The sequence below is a fragment of the Fontimonas thermophila genome (genome assembly GCF_900113085.1).
GTDB classification, from domain to species: Bacteria; Pseudomonadota; Gammaproteobacteria; order Nevskiales; family Nevskiaceae; genus Solimonas; species Solimonas thermophila.
Window position 1 is genome coordinate 1 of sequence record NZ_FOOC01000005.1, and the last position, 16,709, is coordinate 16,709.

The following is a 16,709-nucleotide window of genomic DNA, read 5'->3' on the forward strand; positions in this document are numbered from 1 at the left end:
ACTGCCAGCAGGTCATCCAGCGAAAGGCCCAGGCTTTTACGCAAGACGAGCACGATGGACTCCTGGGCCGGCGTCAGCGTGGTTTGCAGTCGATGAGGGGTATGGGAGGCGTCATGAACCGATGCACGCTTCTTCCAGCGAGCGATGGTGGAGACACTCACGCCAAAGCGCTGGGCCAGAACCCTCATGGGCTCCTTGCTGACCTGGATCTCGGCGCGGATCCTGGGTGTCGTGGTGGCGTTCTTGTGCAGCCTCAGATGCATCGTTTCAGCTCCAGCATGACCTCTCGCGCCAAGAGTAAACCACGGCGTGAACCAATTAACCAATCATCCGGGACACGACACATAGCGCTGTTCAATTGGCCGCAGCCAGCCGCAGATCGCATGCATCATCTCCTCGGTTTCTTCGTCATCGATCACCCAGTGACCGCGCGCCGGATAGTAGCGATGCGCAGCCTGCGGGTAACGCGCCACCGCCGCGCGCACCACCGCAGCTGGCGTCAATCGATCCTGTCCACAGCTCACCACATATACCGGGCAGCGCACCTCGTCTGAATGGACCGCAGCTGCACGCGCGAGATCTGCCCACCACAGCGCGATCTCGGCCGTCGCACGGCCGGATTCGTGGACCAGTGTTTCGTACAGGGTCCGGTGCCGGTCCACCGGCACGCCGTTGAACAGCGATGTACTGGCGCGCTCCAGACTCGGCTTGTAGGCATTGCGCCAGAACCGGCCGCTCATCAACCACGGTGCGAATGCAACGACGTTGGACCCGCGCAAGCCGTTGACTCCCCACGGCGGCGCCGGGGTCAGCAGCACCAGGGCCAGCGGCGGAACCCGCGCGGCAAGCTGCTGAGCGAGCAAGGCCCCCATGGAATGTCCGATCAGGATCGGGGGGAGGTCGTAATGCTGCCGCATCACTTCTTCGTACAAGGCATCGACATACTCGCGCAGACTGATGCGTGCCACCTGCAAAGGCTGATCAGGGACCGGCATGTGAGCCGGCAGCGTTGGCGCAAAACAACGGTATCCACGGGGCTCGATCAGCTCGCGCACACGCTGCCAGTTCGCGCCGGTACACCACATGCCGTGGATCAGAACGACCGGGAAAGTCATGGCCCTAGTATCCCGAGACCTGTTTGACCGTATAGCGGTTGAGCCAGGCCGGGGCGAGCTTGTTCACCAGCGCCAGCAGACGGGTCTGGGCACCGGGATACCAGTGCACACGTCGCCGGCCATTCCAGTGGGCGGCCCGCCAGATGACCGCGGCGATGTCCTCGGCCTGCAGATGAACCCCCAGCTTGCCGACACTGGGAGGCTGTTCGATGTCGGTGACCATCGCCGTATTCACGAACAGCGGCAGCACGTCCATGACGCGGACCCCATGTCGGGCCCATTCGATGTCGAGCGCCTCGGTCAGACCCTTGACCGCAAACTTCGTCGCCGAATAGCTCGCATACGCGGGCGAGCCGTAGATCGCCGAGGCCGACGACATGTTGATGACCCGACTACCCGGCGTGCGCCTCAGATGCGGTAATGCGGCAAGACAACCGTTGATGACGCCTTTGAGATTGACATCGACGAGCGCATGGTGGCGCGCCAGCGCAATGTCCTCGAAATGACCGACGGCGAGAATTCCGGCATTGTTGAACATGACATCGAGACGGCCGCCGCTGAACGCGGTGAACCTCTCCAGCGCCTGCGTCAGCGCGGCGGCATCTCTCACATCGAGATACCCGCTCACCGCGGCATCTCCCAGCTCGGCACGCAGGCGCTCGACACCGCCGGAATCGATATCGTAGAGACCGACGCACCATCCGCGCGCGGCAAACAGACGCGCCGTCGCGCGCCCGATGCCGGCTGCCGCACCGGTGATGAAAATCGCGGGTCGGGTCATGGACGCAAGCCAGAAAATAAACGGGCCGTAATCTATCAGTCCGTGCGGCTGCCCCGCATCCTCGGCATTTGCCGACCCACCCCACGACTGGAGATCCCGATGGCCGACCACTCACCCGCCTTTCTCGCCCTCGTCGCCGAGGCACGTACCCGTGTGCGCACAATCGCGGCCGAAGCCCTGCCATCGCTGCTGGCACGACAGCCGACCCTGCTTTTGATCGATGTGCGCGAAGAAAGTGAATATGCCGCAGGTCATCTGCGCGGCGCCCGACACCTCAGCAAGGGCATCATCGAACGCGACATCGAAGCCTTGTATCCGGATCGCGACACACCGCTGTATCTGTACTGCGGCGGTGGTTATCGTTCGGTGCTCGCTGCAGACAACCTGCAGAAAATGGGCTACCGCAACGTCTGGTCGATCGACGGCGGCTGGCGTGCGCTGAAGAACTTACTGCCCACCGAATGACCTCGAACCCGGGAGCAGCAAAAGAGGGGAGCGGAACGCAAAAAACCCAGGGTGCCTATACACAGACACCCTGGGCTTTTGGATCAGTGGCGGAGCGGACGGGGCTCGAACCCGCGACCCCCGGCGTGACAGGCCGGTATTCTAACCAACTGAACTACCGCTCCATGGTGGGTGCTGACGGGCTCGAACCGCCGACATTCGCCTTGTAAGGGCGACGCTCTACCAGCTGAGCTAAGCACCCGTGGCAACGCTGTCAGCAGGTGCCGAGCACATCCAACGACCCGGAACCAGCAAAGACGGCTACTTTACCATGTCCTTGAGCGCCTTGCCAGCCTTGAAGGCCGGCGTCTTGCTCGCCTTGATCTTGATCGTCGCGCCGGTCTTGGGGTTGCGGCCCGTGCGGGCGGCCCGCTCACGGACGAGAAAGGTGCCGAACCCGACGAGCGAGACCTTGTCGCGCTTCTTCAGCGCCTTACCGATGACCTCGAACAGGGCATCGACGGCACGCCCGGCATCGGCCTTGGAAAGGTCGGCCTTGTCGGCGACCGCATTGATCAATTCCGTCTTGTTCATCTCGAGTGTCCCCTGAGAAATGTTGATGAGTGGCAGTTGCCGCGTGGCTGGATCCTCTATGCACCGCGATGACGACCCGTGCAGCAGAATCCGTCGCGAACCGTGGTGTCGGTCCCACGTCCCGGTGTACCTGAGCCGCGGCCGAGCCATTACGCTGCACAGCCGCTAGAGTTCGCTGGGGTGTGGGTTGCGGCGCTTTATAACAAGCAGGTTCCCGAGCGTCAACAAAGCACCTCCCCGCACCCGGTACAGGCGGGCCGTACACCCAACGTAACCGCATGGACACAGCAGGAACTCCGTCGCGCAACGCACGTGCGTCGATTACGTATCACCGTGTCAGTGATCACCGTTGATACTGGCCGGTGCCCGAAAGTCCTCGATGCATTTGCTACACTCGGTTACCCCCACCGGAAATACTCGACGCATGCGCCTGATTCGTGGCCGCAGAGCCTCACGACTGTTGCTCCTCGCAGGCTTGTCCATGCCGCTGGCCGCAGCCGCAACGCCAGACATCAGCGAACGCGCCGTTCGCCTCGACCAAACCATACAGGCGCTCAAGGACGAAACCGTCGAGCTCACCCGCGAGGCGCAGGCGATCGAAACCGATGCGCTGATCCCGGAATACGAGCGCGTATCGGTTTATCTGGGAGTCGGAGTACGCGGGCTGCTGCTCGAGAGCGTCAGCGTCGCCATCGACGATCGCGCGCCCGAGGTCTACCACTACGAAGAACAAGACGCACGTGCACTGCTCGCCGAACACAGCCTGCATCGTGTACTGCGCACATCCGTCGCCCCCGGCCCGCATCGGATCCGCGTCTCCTTCACTGGCCGCTACGCCGACGACAAACCGGATGCCCCACCGGTAACCAGCAGCTATGAGGCCATTTTCGACAAGGACCACCGTGAGGCCGAACTCGAATTCCGCATCGTGCGCGCGAGCCGCTTCGGCAACGAAACGCGCCTGAGCATGAAACAGTGGCGGAAACGGCAATGAGGCGCATCGCACTGTTCGCATTCGCCGCGCTGGCCGTATTTTCCGCCAGCGCCGCCGAACTCTACGTACCCGGCACACTCGATGATCCACGCGTGCGCGCGGCCGAATACCTGAGCCGTGACGATCGTCATTTTTCCGCGATCGTGGAGTTACGGCAGATCGGCGATGGCATCGATCCGCTGCGCATGCCGGCGGACTACCAGTGGCGTCTTGCGGACAGCTACCTTGCGTTCGGCATGCGCGATCGCGCCGCCGCCATCTACCGCAATCTCGCGGCGACGACCGCCGATCCCGTGCGGATGGGACGCGCCATGCTGAACCTGGCCGAGTTCGAGTACGAGCGCGGCTATCTCGCCGAAGCGCGGGCAACGCTCTACCGTGTGCGCGAAGGCCTGCCGCAGACCTTGCTCGAACAATGGCAGGATTTGCTCGCGCGCGTGCTGCTCGCCGAGGGCCGCTACGGCGAGGCCGTGGAAATCCTCACTGAGCTGAACAATTCCGACCGGCAGTCGCCGTACATGCGCTACAACCTCGCCGTCGCCTTGATGAACGACGGCCGTGTGCCTCAAGGCCAGACCGTCCTCGACCGCATCGGGCGCATGGTGCCGCAGAATCTGGAGGAGCTCGCATTACGCGACCGCGCCAATTTGAGTTTGGGCTGGCACTTCCTGCAGAGTCAGCAGGGTGGCACCGCCAAGCCGATTCTCTCGCGCGTGCGCCTCGAGGGGCCGTTTTCCAACCGCGCCCTGCTGGGCCTGGGCTGGGCCGAGCTGGCCCCCCAGGGCGAGCGCATCGCCAAGGTCCAGGTCGGTGACGAACAACCCGATGCCAGTCCGTTCACGACGTTCTCGACGCTGGGCATATTGCTACGTCCCGGATTCGTCGAGGAAGACATCTTCAAGCGCGCCGGCATGCGCGCCTTCCGCCTGCGCAAGGCCAGCAAGGACGAAGAGGAGGCCTTGCGCCGGGCCCTGGTACCATGGGTCGAGTTGATCTCGCGCGATCCGATGGACAGCGCCGTGCAGGAAGCCTGGCTCGCCATCGCCTTCACTCTCGACCGTCTGGGCGCCTACACCCAAGCCCTGCAATATTACGAACGTGCGGTCAACGTCCTCGACAATGCGCGCGCTCGCATGACCGCAGCAATCGCATCGATTCGCCAGGGGCGCATGGTCGAGACCATCGTGCGTCGCGAGATCGATTCCGAAGCCGGATGGGAGTGGAAGCTGCTCGACCTGCCGGACGCTCCGGAAACCTATTTCCTGCAAAACCTCCTCGCCGAGCACCGCTTCCAGGAAGCGCTGAAAAACTACCGCGACGTCCGCATGATGGCACGCACCCTCGATGCCTGGGCGCCGCGACTGCGTGCCATCGAACAAAGCCAAACCGTCGACACGCGTGCGCCCATGCGTCCTGAGGAATTGATCCGCCGCGCCCGCAGCGACTGGCGTCCGCCGTGGTCCGATCTGCCGATCCGTCTGACGCTCGATCGCAGCCTGTCACCACCGGTTGATGATCGCACGGCCACCGCTCCTGCCGCGGCAGTACTGCTGCCTTCGCTGAAACTCGCGCCGCCGCCGGCACGCTTCAACGGCCCCGCGGAACGGGCGCGTACCGCGCAGCAGCGCATCGCCAACCTGCGCGAACAGCTCGCACTCGCCGGTGCCGAGCAGGCCAAACTGCTGCAAGACATGGCCCTGGCCGAACTCGAGGCCCAGAAACGCCAGATCGAGCGCTATCTCGTCGAAGCCCGCTTCGCACTGGCACGGCTCTATGACCGCCAGAAAAAAGGCGAACTCAACAATGAATGAACCGCGCTGGATACCCCTGACGACAGCGCTCGTGCTGTGCACGGCGCTGATTGGCTGCACGCCGAAGGCAGTGCGGGAAAGCACACCTCCCATCGGCAAAACCGTCGGCAAGCTGGAGCAACCCTCTGCGGACGTGCTGCCGATCATCCCCTCGGAGCCGATCGCCCCCGACCCCGGCAAGGCCGTGGAGAACTACCGCAAACTGCTCGAACTGGCGCCGGACCCCGAGACCAAGGCCGAGGCCCAGCGCCGCCTCGCCGATCTGCAGGTGCAGATCGAAGACAGCCGTGGCGTGACGGCGGAATCGGAAAAAGCGCTGCAGGAAGCGGTCGATCTCTATAACAAGCTGCTTTACGCCAACCCGCACAGCAAGGACAACGACCGCATCTTCTACCAGCTGGCCCGCGCCCAGCAGAATCTCGGCGAGACCGACGCCGCGATCGACACACTGCGCCGGCTCGTCGAACGGCATCCGGACTCCAGACTGGCTGGCGATGCGCGTTTCCGCCGCGCCGAGCTGCTGTTCTACCGCGGCCGCTATGCCGAGGCCGAGGTCGAATACAAAGCCGTGATGGACCTTGCCGATGCCACGCCTTTCTTCGAACCGGCGCAGTACAAGTACGGCTGGTCCCAGTACAAGCAATCCAAGTACGAGGAGGCGGTCACCACGTTCTTTGCCGTGCTCGACCGCGAGCTGCCTCCCGGCGAACCCTTCGATCCCGAACCGACGCTGGCGCAGGTGGCCAAGACGAAGAACGAGCTGGTCCGCGATTCGCTGCGCGTGATCACGCTCTCGCTCACTGCGCTCGGTGGCGGCCCGGCGCTCAGCGCCTATCTGTCGGCGCACGGCGATCCGCGCTTTTATGCGTTTGTCTATGCCGCGCTGGGCGAGGCACTGCTCGACAAACAGCGCTACACCGATGCTGCGGGCGCTTACGCCGCGTTCATCCAGCGCTATCCGACCTCACCCCACGCGCCGGCCTTCCAGTCGCGCGTCATCGGTGCCTACCGCGACGGCGGCTTCCGCGATCTTGTCGTCCAGGAAAAAGAACGCTACGCGACGACCTACGACCCAGCCGCACCCTACTGGAACGGCCAGCCGGCGACGAAGGAGGTCATGGCCGAGCTGCGCAAACACCTCGAGGATCTCGCCAAGCATTATCACGCCCGCGCGCAAGCCGATCGTGTCCAGCATCAGGCCGACTTTCTGGTTGCCGCACGCTGGTATCGCCGCATCATCGAGCTGTATCCGCAAGACCCGCAGCTCGCCGACATCCACTTCCTGCTCGGCGACAGCCTGCTCGACGGCGGACGGACCCTCGAAGCGGCCCAGGAATACGCGCGCACCGCCTACGATTACCGGCCCTACCGGCGTGCCGGTGAAGCGGCGTATGCCTCGGTGCTGGCCTACCACAAGTACGCACAAGAAGTCTCCCCGAAGGCGCGGCCGGCTGTTCTGCGCAACGCAATCGATGCCAGTATCCGCCTGGCCGACGAATTCCCGGGACACCCGCAAAAATACCCAGTGCTGACTCAGGCGGCCCAGGATTTGTATGAGCTCAAGGCCTACGATGAGGCGATCGCCGTCGCCGCCCGCGTACTCGAAGCGCCGCAGACGGTCGATGCAAGACTGCGCCGCATGGCCTGGAGCGTCACCGGCGACGCCCACTTCGCACAGGCGCGCTATGCACAGGCAGAAATGGCGTTCACCGAAGAGTTGCGGCTGACTGCGGCGCGGGCGGCCGAACGCGACGAAATCGTCGAGCAACTGGCGGTATCGATCTACAAGCAGGGCGAGGCGGCACACAAAGGCGGCGATCTGAAAGCCGCTGCCCATCACTTCCTGCGCCTGGGCCAGATCGCACCAAACTCGAAGATCCGGGCGACGGCCGAATATGATGGCGCCGCTGCGCTGATCGCGCTCGAAGACTGGGGCAGTGCAGCGCGCGTCCTCGAAAATTTCCGTGTGCTCTTCCCCAACCATCCGCTCGAAGCCGATGTCGACAAGAAACTCGCCGTCGTCTATCAGCGTGACGGCAAACCACTTTTAGCTGCGCGTGTGTTTGCGCGGATTGCGCGCCGCGACGACGAAGGCGTGGACATCCGCCGCGAGGCGGCGTGGCTGTCGGCCACCCTGTTCGACACGGCCCAATCCGCCGAGGAAGCCGAGGCAGCTTACGACTTTTATGTGCAGCGCTTCCCGCGCCCGCTTGACCGCGCCCTCGATGCCCGCAGCCGTCTCGTCGATTACGCCCGGCCGCGCGGCGGCGAGCTGCTGGAACGCCGCCTCCAGGAACTGGTGAGCGCCGATGAAACCGCCGGCGCCGAACGCAGCGACCGCTCGCGGGCGCTGGCCGCACAGGCGAGCCTGGATCTCGGCCGCATCGCCGCGGCGCAGGCCAAATCCTTGACGCTGACATTGCCGATCGAAAAAAGCCTGCCGCGCAAAAAACAGGCCATGGAAAAAGCAATCCGCTGGCTCGATCGTGCAGCCGCCTACGGCTTTGCCGAAACAACGACGGCGGCGACTTTCGAGCTCGGTGACCTCTACCAGGACTTCGGTCGGGCCCTGCTGCGCTCCGAGCGGCCGCGCAATCTCAAGGGACTGGAACTCGAACAATACGATTTACTGCTCGAAGAACAGGCCTACCCGTTTGAAGAGCAGGCCATCGCCGCGCACGAAACCAATCTGCGGCGCATCAAGACGGGTGTTTATGACAACTGGATCGCGAAAAGCGCCGCCGCCCTGGCGCAGCTCGCACCGGCGCGCTACGGCAAGCGCGAACAGGGAGAAGAGCGCTATGCATCGCTCGACTGATCGCCGGGCACGGATCGCCATGCTCATCACGGTGCTGGCCCTGTCGGCCTGCAGCCCGTTGCGCGAGCGCCCAGAGCCGCCGCTCCCATCCGGTCCGGATCAGGCACCACAAGCGCCTGCGGCCACACCGGCAACGCCCGCAGCCACCGCACCGGACAAGGGGGATCCGCAGGCCCGCTTTGCCGCCGCCCTGGCGCTCTGGCAACAAGGCCAGACTGGCGAGGCCGAGCAAGCCTTCGCCGCGCTCGCCCAGGACTTTCCCGACCACGCCGGACCGTGGACGAACCTAGGGATTCTCTACGCCAAGTCCAATCGCCGCGAGCAGGCCATCGGCGCGCTTGCCAAGGCGGCATCGTTGAATCCCGACAACAAGGTGGCATTCAACTGGTTGGGTATCCTTTACCGCGAGGCGGGCGATTTCACCCGTTCACGCCTGTCCTACGAGCGCGCCCTCAAGCTCGACCCAGACTACGCACTGGCCCATTTCAACCTCGGCATCCTCCTCGACGTGTATCTGAAACGCCCCGCCGAAGCTTTGCCCCATTACCGCGCTTACCAGCAGATCGCGGGCCAGGACGATCTGCGTGTGCTCGCCTGGATTGCGGAGATCGAAGCCGCCCAGGTTGCGCCCGCAGTGCCATCGGGGCCCGGATCATCCAAACAGGAGCAACAACCATGACGGCCAGCCGCCTTGCAGCGCTGCTCGCCGCGATGCTCACGTGCGCGGCACAAGCCCAGGACGAGATGCCGGCCATCGGCGGCCTGCCGCAGCCAACCGCACCGGCGCGTACCGCCGAGCCGCGTGCAGGCACGACGATCGTCGGCGAGCAGGAATCCCCGATCGGCCTGTACATCATGCCCTGGCGCGATGCCGAACCCGAACCCGGCATGGACCGGCCTGCACGCCTGCTGCAGGAAAAACTGCTGCCACTGGATGAGGCGGTCTTCGTCCGTCAGATCGAATACCACACCGCCTTGAGCAAGGCGCTCAAGCAGAAAGGCGTCGTAACCCCCCAGGAACGCTGAAACCTAGCCTCCTGCAACACTTATCATCCCACCATCGCATCCAAGACAGAGGGTTGACCCATGGAGTTTGTTACCACCGTCCTGCGCTTCTTCCAGAGCGGCGGCGCGTTCATGTATCCGATCCTGATCGTCATGATCGTCGGCCTTGCCATCGCGCTGGAGCGCGCGCTCTACCTGCGCCGCGCCAATGCCGAAAACCGCGCCCTGTGGTCCGAATTGTTGCCGCTGCTCAACCGTGGCGATTACCAGGCCGCCGAACGGCTCGCCAGCGAGTCCGAAACCGCGATCGGACGTGTGCTCGGCTTCGGTCTCGCCCGCGCCCGCGGCAATGCGACACGCAGCGAGATCGAAATGGCGATGGAAGAGAGCATCATGGAGGTCACGCCGCTGCTCGAGCGCCGCACGCATTACCTCGCGACCTTCGCCAACATCGCGACGCTGCTGGGCCTGCTCGGCACCATCATCGGCTTAATCCAGGGCTTCAATGCCGTCGCCAACGTCAACCCGGCGGAAAAAGCCAGTCTGCTCTCGGCCTCGATTTCGGTGGCGATGAACACGACGGCCTTTGGTCTGATCGTCGCCATTCCGCTGCTGCTCGCCCATGCCTGGCTGCAGTCCAAGGCCAACGACCTGATCGACAGCGTCGAAATGGCCGCGATCAAGTTCTTGAACAGCCTCGGATTGAAGGAATAAGGCTGCGCCATGTTTGCCCGCATGCGCCGCGCGCGCCGCCAGGACACGGTGGAGCTCAACATCACGGCCTTCATGAACCTGATGGTCGCGCTGGTTCCGTTTTTGCTGATCACCGCCGTGTTCACCCAGCTGACGATCAAGGAGCTCGGCCTGCCGGACAGCTCGCGCGCACAAACATCCTCGGACAACGTCAAACGCGGTCTGTCCGTGATCGTGCGCGATTCCGGGTTGACGCTGACCCAAAACGGCAGCGTCATCCAAAGCTGGCCGAAAACGGACAGCGGGTACAACTACGCAGCGCTCGGCCAATCGCTCGCCGAAATCAAAAACCGTAATCCGGCGGAAGACCGCATCACCCTGCTGCTCGAACCCGCCGTTCCCTATGACGTCCTGATCCAAGTCATGGATACCGTGCATTACCTGCCGGCCGCACGCGAAGGCGTGCTCGTCGATATGTACCCACAGATCTCGGTCGGTGATGCGCCGCCGCTGGAGGCTACCCCGTGATTCGCTCACGCACCCTGCGGACCCAGCGTCTGGAACGGCGGCGCAAGCGCAACCGTCCGGGGCAGCTCAATCTGACGTCGCTGATGGACATCTTCACGATCCTGGTGTTCTTCCTGCTCGTGAATTCGTCCCAGGTCGAAGTCCTGCCCAACCCGCGCACACTGACCCTGCCCGAATCGGTTGCCGTGCAGGGCCCGCGCCAAACGGTGCTGTTGATGGTCACGCGCGAGGAAATTCTCGTCAACAATGAACCGGTCATGCGGGTGGAAGATGCGGCCAATACGACCGGCACCCTGCTCGCCCCCTTGAAATCCCGCCTGCTGCAGGAAGGCTTGATGCCGGTACTTGGCGCAGCGACACCGGGGGCAGTCTCGCGGGGCGAGATCAACATCATGGCCGACAAAGACATTCCGTATCAGCTGATCAAAAAGATCATGGCGACCTGTACCGAGGCCCGCTTCGCCAAGATCTCGCTGGCGGTTGCGCATCGTGAGGGGGGAAGCGCGCGATGACCGCCCAGACCATCCACTGGCAGAGTTGGGATCTTGCGGCGGAATCCGATCGCCGCTTCCGCCGCCTGGTGCTCATCGTCGGCATCCCGCTGCTTGCGATCGGCCTGATCATCCCCTTCCTCGAGCTGGTCGGCCTGACCCGCGGCGGCGGCACGCTCACCGGATCGCGCTATGTCGAGCTGCTCCCGGAGCAACCGGCACCGGTGGCCGAGAAAGTCGAGGAACCCAAGCCGGCGGAGCAAGACCAGCCCAAGCCGGAAACGGTCAAGGCCGAACCGCAGACTGCACCGGAGCCCCCACCCGAGGTTCGCCAGCAGCAGGCTGTCGAACGCGCGCGTGCAACCGCTGCCCGCTCCGGGGTCATGGCGTTTGCCGACCAGTTGCAGGCGCTGCACACCGGGGTTGCCTCGCTCCAGCGTCCGGATCAGGCGCTGCGCTCGCTCGACAGCACCAGCGGCGGTGGTGCGGTGACCAGTGGCGACAGCCAGGTCTTCGAACAGTCGGCGGCACAGAACTCCGGCGGCATCGGCACTCCCAACGCAACCGGAACGACGCGCCGGACGCAAACCGGCACTGGGCTCGGCGAGCGGCGAACCACCGTGGTCGAAAGTCCGGTCGGTTTCGGCCAGGATCGCACGCGCCCGGGCCAGGGCGGCGACAAACTCATCGCCGGGCGCACGCTCGAAGAAATCCAGCTCGTGTTCGACCGCAACAAAGGGGCATTCACGGCAATCTACAACCGCGCCGCACGCGAGAATCCCAACCTGGGCGCAGGCAAGATCGTCATCAGCCTGACGATTGCGCCGGACGGCAGCGTCACCGAGTGCAAGCTGGTCTCGAGCACCTTCAACGATCCCGAACTCGAACGCAAAATCGTGCAGCGTGTGCTGCTGATGAACTTTGGCGCGAAAAACGTACCGCCCTATACCTACCCCAACTACCCGATCCACTTCCTGCCGTCGTGACCATCCTGTGGCCGTCACGCCGGACATCGGATATAAGGTCGCGCTCAGGCGGGTTGCTTGAAACTCAAGCCCCGGCCCTTAAAACTCGTCACTTGTGCCCGCACAGGATGTAGCGCCCATGGGTTTGCTCGCAGGCAAAAAAGCACTGATCACCGGCGTCGCCAGTGATCGCTCGATCGCTACCGGCATCGCGGAGGCCTTCCACCGCGAAGGCGCGGAAATCGCCTTCACCTATCAGAACGACCGTCTCAAAAGCCGCGTCGAGGAGTTTGCTGCGAGCCTGGGCTCGAAAATCGTGTTGCCGCTGGATGTCGCCGAGGATCGACAGATCGACGAGGTGATGGGCGAGCTCGGCAAGACCTGGGGCGGACTCGACATCCTCGTGCATTCCATCGGTTTTGCGCCGCGCGAACAGCTTTCCGGCAAGTACCTGGACGTGCTCACACGCGAGGGCTTCCGCATCGCCCATGACATTTCCAGCTACTCGTTCGCCGCGCTCGGCAAGGCCGCGCGGCCGCTGATGCGCGGACGCAGCGGCTCGATGCTCACGCTGACCTATCTCGGAGCCGTGCGCGCGGTACCCATGTACAACGTCATGGGCCCGGCCAAGGCCTCGCTCGAAGCCAATGTGCGCTTCATGGCGGCGCAGCTCGGGGAGGAAGGCATCCGCGTCAACGCCATCTCCGCCGGGCCGATCAAGACGCTGGCCGCTGCTGGAATCAGCGGGTTTCGCAGCATGCTGGCACTGGCCGAGAAAGCGGCGCCGCTCAAGCGCAATGTCACGATCGAGGAAGTCGGCAACGCTGCAGCCTTTCTCTGCTCTGATCTTGCTTCCGGCATCACCGGCGAGATTCTCTACGTCGATGCCGGCTACAACATCGTCGGCATGAGCTTCATCGAGTGACGTCGGACGCCGGCGCCTCGATCTCGCCTTCGAGTCGGGCGATGATCACAGTGCCCGTGAGATCGCCAAAGACGTTCACCGCAGTGCGGCACATATCCAGGATACGATCGACAGCGAGGATCAGCCCGACTCCTTCCATCGGTAATCCGACCGCCGACAGGATTACCGCGATTGCGACCAGGCTTGCCGAAGGAATGCCAGCGACACCGACCGACGTCAGCAATGCCAGCGTCACGACGACGAACTGACTGATGAAACTCAGCTCCAGACCATAAGCCTGGGCGATGAACAGCGCTGCGGCGCACTCATAGAGCGCCGTCCCGTTCATGTTGACGGTCGCACCCAATGGCAAGACAAAACCGGATACGCGATCGCTGACACCCGCGCGCTGCGCGCAGCCGAAAGTCACCGGCAGCGTCGCCGCCGACGAACTCGTCGAGAAAGCCGTGAGCAGCGCCGGCACCGATAGCTTCAGATGCCTGAGTGGATCGAGCCCGACCAGGCGCACGAGCAGCGGCAGCACGATGAACGCCTGGATCGACAGCGCGACCAGGACGGCAAAGAAAAAGACGAGCAGCGGATGCAATGCCGACCAGCCGGTCTGCGCCACGGTCTTACCAACGAGTGCAAACACACCCAGTGGCGCAAAACGCATGACCCAGCCGGTGATGCGAATCATCACTTCATACAGCCCCGCCCAGAAGCGCTGCTGGACCTCAGCCAGCTCGCGTGGTAACCGCGCCGCGAAATAACCGAACAGCAGGCTGAAAAAAATCAACGCCAGCATCTCGTTGTCGGCCGCGGCCTGCACCAGATTGGGCGGCACCATGCGCAGCACGACGCCCACGAAATCACGACCATCGCGACCCTGAACTTTTTCCAGCACCGCATCTGCGCTGGCATCAAGCCCGAGCCGTGCCCCGGCGGGTTGACCGTCGACGATCCCAGGTTGCACGGCATTGATAATGACAAGCCCGAGCACAATGGCGCCCAAGGTCGTCGTCGCGAAATACAACACGGTTTTCCAGCCGATGCGGCCGAGCTCGTTGCTTGCGCCGATGCTGATGATGGCATGGATCATCGCCCCGACGATCAGAGGCACGATCAGCATGCGCAGGGCGTTGAGAAACAGCGTGCCGATGAAATCGGCCAGCTTGATGAACCATGGCGCATCACCGACGATGCCACCGACGGCCATGGCCGCGAGCAGCGCGATGGCGATCTGCCAGTGCAGCTTCATGTGTCGAGATTCCACTTGAAACGAAAAAGCCGTTCGTGGCCTGATTGAACCACGAACGGCTTGGATACCGCCAACCGGATCAACCTTCCGGACTGGGAGCCTCGGCAACCGGCGGCCTGAGGATCTCGACGCCGACGCTGTTCTCGACGCGCTTGAGATAAGCGCTGAACTCGGCCCCGGCGATGGCATCGCGCAGGCGCTGGCGTAGCACACCAGCCGTTGCGCCAGGATCGGCGGGCGGGGTCACGGCAGTCAGCATGAGTACGGCGCGACTACCATCCGGCAAGACGGCCTCACCGTAGCTGGCCGCACCTTGTGCCGGCCTGGGTAGTTTGAACACGGCATCGACAACCGCACGCTCCACCTTGGTGTCGTCGCGGCGAATTGCACCGGGATTACGCAACTCCCCATTCTTGGCGCTGACGATCTGCTGGAACTCGGTGCCTGCACGCACGGCATTGAGCGTTTCCTGCGCTTCCTCGGCAACCTTGCGGCGTGCCGCCTCGTCGATCAGCTCGGCGCGCACGGCATCGGCCACTTCTTCCAGGGTTTTCTGCCGTGGGGCTTCATAGTCCGCCTTGCGGATAACGACGATGTGGTTATTGCCCAACGAAATCGGCTTGCTGTTCTCGCCATCCTGCAGCACTTCGGGTGAGAACGCTGCGGCGATCACGTCCTCGTTGGCGGCAATGCCGGTGCCACCGCCGCGCACGAACCAGTCGGTGGTCTTGACTTCAAGCTGCAGCGCTTCGGCCACGGGTTCGAGAGCGCCAGCATTCTCGAACGCGAGCTGCTCGAGCCGATCGGACAGCTCCTGAAAGCGCTGCTGACGCTCACGGGTCTGGAATAGTTCGGTGAGTTCGCGTTGCACGGCGGGATCCTCGAAGGGACGCACCACCGGCGGCTTGATCTCGTCGACACGGATCAAATGCCAGCCGAACTCGGTCTCCACCGGCGCACTCACCTGCCCTTTGTCGAGCGAAAACAAGGCATCTTCGAAGGTCTTGACCATCTGCCCGCGACGCACCCAGCCGAGATCGCCGCCCTGATTCTTCGAGCCGACGTCTTCGGAGTGGGCCTTGGCCAGCTCGGCGAAATCGGCCCCGCCGTCGATCTGCGCCTTGAGCGCCTCGGCTTTCTTGCGCGCGGCGTCCTTGTCGGCACCGAAACCGATCAGGATGTGTCGCGCACGGCGTTCGGTCTGCGAAGTGAACCGACCGGCCTTCTCCGCTTCATAGAGCACCTTGAGGACATCCTGCGACGGCGGCGGCCCGGGCGGCAACGCATCCAGCGCCAGCTCGACATAGGCGAGCTTCACACGCTCGGGTGCCATGTACCGGGCCTTGTTCTGCTCGTAGTGGGCTTGCACGTCCGCATCGGCGACCGTCACGCGGTCGCGATAGCGGGCCACATCGAAGATCGCGTACTGCAGCGTGCGTTGCTGGTCGTACAGCTGCGCCGCCTGGCGCACCTCGACGTCGGTCACGAACGCCGTATCGACGACGGCCTCGCGCATCTGGTTCATTTCGATGGTGTCGCGCAGCTGCGCCTCGTAACGGTCCGGGGTGTATCCGACACGGGTGAGGGCGTCGCGATAGGCCTGGGTGTCGAACCTGCCGTCGCGCTGGAACGCCGGCTCCGTGCGGATCGCCTCGAACAGTGTGCCGTCGTCGGCGCGATATCCGACATCCTCGGTGTATTGGCGCAAGACCACCTCCTGCGTCATGTCGCGCAGCACCGCGTTACGCAGGCGGTTCTGGTCGAGCAGATCGGCACGGAAGTGCTCACCCATCAACTGCACGAGCTGCTGGTAGCGCTGCTCGTACTGGCGGCGAAACTGGGACTCGTAGATCTTCTGGTCGCCGACCTTGGCCACGACGGGATCGCCACCGCCGCCCGTGAACGTCTCGATACCGAAGAATGCGAACGGGATGACCACGATCGCGACGATGAAGCCGGCGATCAAACCCGTCGTGCGGTCGCGAATCTGCTGAAGCATGCGGTACGTCCTCTAGGCCATCTCACGAACGACAAGGCCCGGTCATGCCGGGCCTGTTGAGTCACTGTGTTTGGTGGGCTGCCAGGGACTCGAACCCCGAACCTACTGATTAAGAGTCAGCTGCTCTACCATTGAGCTAGCAGCCCGCTCCACGGTGTACTGCTCGTGGAACTATGGGGTGGACGAGGGGACTCGAACCCCCGACAACCAGAATCACAATCTGGGACTCTAACCAACTGAGCTACGTCCACCATCGGGAGCCTTCCCCGGCGGGGAACGCTCAGGGCCGCGCATGATAGCAGAACC

Annotated in this window: 16 protein-coding genes, 4 tRNA genes and 1 pseudogene; 11 read left to right on the top strand and 10 right to left on the bottom strand. The window is 63.8% G+C overall.

The features are described from left to right. From BMZ48_RS06190 to BMZ48_RS06200, 3 genes and pseudogenes are all read right to left on the bottom strand, one after another. Window positions 1-263: pseudogene (locus BMZ48_RS06190) on the bottom strand (IS481 family transposase); the annotation flags it as partial. Window positions 264-326: 63 nt separating this feature from the next. Continuing rightward, a complete protein-coding gene (locus BMZ48_RS06195) occupies window positions 327-1,115 on the bottom strand; it encodes an alpha/beta hydrolase (protein WP_091533019.1) in 789 nt (262 codons plus the stop codon). Between the two features lie 4 nt (window positions 1,116-1,119). After that, complete coding sequence (locus tag BMZ48_RS06200; RefSeq protein ID WP_091533022.1) at window positions 1,120-1,896, bottom strand: SDR family oxidoreductase; 777 nt, start codon at window positions 1,894-1,896, stop codon at window positions 1,120-1,122. 99 nt (window positions 1,897-1,995) lie between these two features. On the opposite strand from BMZ48_RS06200, the gene BMZ48_RS06205 reads away from it, so the two are divergent. Next, window positions 1,996-2,361, top strand: coding sequence for a rhodanese-like domain-containing protein (locus BMZ48_RS06205; RefSeq protein WP_091533024.1), 366 nt, complete (start codon window positions 1,996-1,998; stop codon window positions 2,359-2,361). 87 nt (window positions 2,362-2,448) lie between these two features. Here BMZ48_RS06205 and BMZ48_RS06210 read toward each other — a convergent pair. The 3 genes from BMZ48_RS06210 to BMZ48_RS06220 all read right to left on the bottom strand — a co-directional run bounded on the left by BMZ48_RS06210 (window position 2,449) and on the right by BMZ48_RS06220 (window position 2,934). Beyond that, window positions 2,449-2,525 (bottom strand) — tRNA-Asp (locus BMZ48_RS06210). Window position 2,526: 1 nt separating this feature from the next. Next, window positions 2,527-2,602 (bottom strand) — tRNA-Val (locus tag BMZ48_RS06215). Between the two features lie 59 nt (window positions 2,603-2,661). Further along, window positions 2,662-2,934 (bottom strand): HU family DNA-binding protein, encoded by a 273-nt coding sequence (locus BMZ48_RS06220; RefSeq protein WP_091533026.1) that lies wholly within the window; start codon window positions 2,932-2,934, stop codon window positions 2,662-2,664. Between the two features lie 481 nt (window positions 2,935-3,415). Here BMZ48_RS06220 and BMZ48_RS06225 point away from each other — a divergent pair, with 481 nt between their 5' ends. The 10 genes from BMZ48_RS06225 to BMZ48_RS06270 all read left to right on the top strand — a co-directional run bounded on the left by BMZ48_RS06225 (window position 3,416) and on the right by BMZ48_RS06270 (window position 13,164). Next, window positions 3,416-3,928, top strand: a complete 513-nt coding sequence (locus BMZ48_RS06225) for a hypothetical protein (RefSeq protein ID WP_091533028.1) — start codon at window positions 3,416-3,418, stop codon at window positions 3,926-3,928. Next, window positions 3,925-5,739 carry a tetratricopeptide repeat protein gene (locus tag BMZ48_RS06230; RefSeq protein ID WP_091533030.1) on the top strand — a complete coding sequence of 605 codons (1,815 nt, stop codon included), beginning with the start codon at window positions 3,925-3,927 and terminating at the stop codon, window positions 5,737-5,739. The genes BMZ48_RS06225 and BMZ48_RS06230 overlap by 4 nt, the downstream gene beginning before the upstream one ends. After that, complete coding sequence (locus tag BMZ48_RS06235) at window positions 5,732-8,557, top strand: tetratricopeptide repeat protein (RefSeq protein WP_234981545.1); 2,826 nt, start codon at window positions 5,732-5,734, stop codon at window positions 8,555-8,557. The genes BMZ48_RS06230 and BMZ48_RS06235 overlap by 8 nt, the downstream gene beginning before the upstream one ends. Next, window positions 8,541-9,236 carry a tetratricopeptide repeat protein gene (locus BMZ48_RS06240; RefSeq protein WP_234981546.1) on the top strand — a complete coding sequence of 232 codons (696 nt, stop codon included), beginning with the start codon at window positions 8,541-8,543 and terminating at the stop codon, window positions 9,234-9,236. Before BMZ48_RS06235 ends, BMZ48_RS06240 begins: the two co-directional genes overlap by 17 nt. Beyond that, on the top strand, window positions 9,233-9,583 hold the full coding sequence (locus tag BMZ48_RS06245) for a hypothetical protein (RefSeq protein WP_091533036.1): 351 nt from the start codon (window positions 9,233-9,235) through the stop codon (window positions 9,581-9,583). Before BMZ48_RS06240 ends, BMZ48_RS06245 begins: the two co-directional genes overlap by 4 nt. A 60-nt stretch (window positions 9,584-9,643) precedes the next feature. Continuing rightward, complete coding sequence (locus BMZ48_RS06250; protein ID WP_091533038.1) at window positions 9,644-10,276, top strand: MotA/TolQ/ExbB proton channel family protein; 633 nt, start codon at window positions 9,644-9,646, stop codon at window positions 10,274-10,276. 9 nt (window positions 10,277-10,285) lie between these two features. Further along, on the top strand, window positions 10,286-10,783 hold the full coding sequence (locus BMZ48_RS06255) for a biopolymer transporter ExbD (RefSeq protein ID WP_091533040.1): 498 nt from the start codon (window positions 10,286-10,288) through the stop codon (window positions 10,781-10,783). A 71-nt stretch (window positions 10,784-10,854) separates the two neighbouring features. Then, complete coding sequence (locus BMZ48_RS06260) at window positions 10,855-11,295, top strand: ExbD/TolR family protein (RefSeq protein ID WP_268762371.1); 441 nt, start codon at window positions 10,855-10,857, stop codon at window positions 11,293-11,295. Further along, a complete protein-coding gene (locus BMZ48_RS06265; RefSeq protein WP_091533042.1) occupies window positions 11,292-12,260 on the top strand; it encodes an AgmX/PglI C-terminal domain-containing protein in 969 nt (322 codons plus the stop codon). The genes BMZ48_RS06260 and BMZ48_RS06265 overlap by 4 nt, the downstream gene beginning before the upstream one ends. A 118-nt stretch (window positions 12,261-12,378) precedes the next feature. Beyond that, a complete protein-coding gene (locus BMZ48_RS06270) occupies window positions 12,379-13,164 on the top strand; it encodes an enoyl-ACP reductase FabI (RefSeq protein ID WP_091533044.1) in 786 nt (261 codons plus the stop codon). Here the strand turns inward: BMZ48_RS06270 and BMZ48_RS06275 are convergent. From BMZ48_RS06275 to BMZ48_RS06290, 4 genes are all read right to left on the bottom strand, one after another. Continuing rightward, window positions 13,154-14,404, bottom strand: a complete 1,251-nt coding sequence (locus BMZ48_RS06275; protein ID WP_091533046.1) for a dicarboxylate/amino acid:cation symporter — start codon at window positions 14,402-14,404, stop codon at window positions 13,154-13,156. The genes BMZ48_RS06270 and BMZ48_RS06275 overlap by 11 nt on opposite strands. 79 nt (window positions 14,405-14,483) lie before the next feature. Continuing rightward, window positions 14,484-16,403: a SurA N-terminal domain-containing protein gene (locus BMZ48_RS06280; RefSeq protein ID WP_091533048.1), complete on the bottom strand. Its 1,920-nt coding sequence runs from the start codon at window positions 16,401-16,403 to the stop codon at window positions 14,484-14,486. Between the two features lie 71 nt (window positions 16,404-16,474). After that, window positions 16,475-16,549: transfer RNA gene (locus BMZ48_RS06285), tRNA-Lys, on the bottom strand. Between the two features lie 28 nt (window positions 16,550-16,577). Further along, window positions 16,578-16,654: transfer RNA gene (locus BMZ48_RS06290), tRNA-His, on the bottom strand. Window positions 16,655-16,709: the final 55 nt, after the last annotated feature.

What these genes read in the sequence shown, in the direction of transcription:
- BMZ48_RS06195 (WP_091533019.1), bottom strand. Translation starts at nt 1,115, where the DNA reads ATGACTTTCCCGGTCGTTCTGATCCACGGCATGTGGTGTACCGGCGCG.
- BMZ48_RS06200 (WP_091533022.1), bottom strand. Translation starts at nt 1,896, where the DNA reads ATGACCCGACCCGCGATTTTCATCACCGGTGCGGCAGCCGGCATCGGG.
- BMZ48_RS06205 (WP_091533024.1), top strand. Translation starts at nt 1,996, where the DNA reads ATGGCCGACCACTCACCCGCCTTTCTCGCCCTCGTCGCCGAGGCACGT.
- BMZ48_RS06220 (WP_091533026.1), bottom strand. Translation starts at nt 2,934, where the DNA reads ATGAACAAGACGGAATTGATCAATGCGGTCGCCGACAAGGCCGACCTT.
- BMZ48_RS06225 (WP_091533028.1), top strand. Translation starts at nt 3,416, where the DNA reads ATGCCGCTGGCCGCAGCCGCAACGCCAGACATCAGCGAACGCGCCGTT.
- BMZ48_RS06230 (WP_091533030.1), top strand. Translation starts at nt 3,925, where the DNA reads ATGAGGCGCATCGCACTGTTCGCATTCGCCGCGCTGGCCGTATTTTCC.
- BMZ48_RS06235 (WP_234981545.1), top strand. Translation starts at nt 5,732, where the DNA reads ATGAATGAACCGCGCTGGATACCCCTGACGACAGCGCTCGTGCTGTGC.
- BMZ48_RS06240 (WP_234981546.1), top strand. Translation starts at nt 8,541, where the DNA reads ATGCATCGCTCGACTGATCGCCGGGCACGGATCGCCATGCTCATCACG.
- BMZ48_RS06245 (WP_091533036.1), top strand. Translation starts at nt 9,233, where the DNA reads ATGACGGCCAGCCGCCTTGCAGCGCTGCTCGCCGCGATGCTCACGTGC.
- BMZ48_RS06250 (WP_091533038.1), top strand. Translation starts at nt 9,644, where the DNA reads ATGGAGTTTGTTACCACCGTCCTGCGCTTCTTCCAGAGCGGCGGCGCG.
- BMZ48_RS06255 (WP_091533040.1), top strand. Translation starts at nt 10,286, where the DNA reads ATGTTTGCCCGCATGCGCCGCGCGCGCCGCCAGGACACGGTGGAGCTC.
- BMZ48_RS06265 (WP_091533042.1), top strand. Translation starts at nt 11,292, where the DNA reads ATGACCGCCCAGACCATCCACTGGCAGAGTTGGGATCTTGCGGCGGAA.
- BMZ48_RS06270 (WP_091533044.1), top strand. Translation starts at nt 12,379, where the DNA reads ATGGGTTTGCTCGCAGGCAAAAAAGCACTGATCACCGGCGTCGCCAGT.
- BMZ48_RS06275 (WP_091533046.1), bottom strand. Translation starts at nt 14,404, where the DNA reads ATGAAGCTGCACTGGCAGATCGCCATCGCGCTGCTCGCGGCCATGGCC.
- BMZ48_RS06280 (WP_091533048.1), bottom strand. Translation starts at nt 16,403, where the DNA reads ATGCTTCAGCAGATTCGCGACCGCACGACGGGTTTGATCGCCGGCTTC.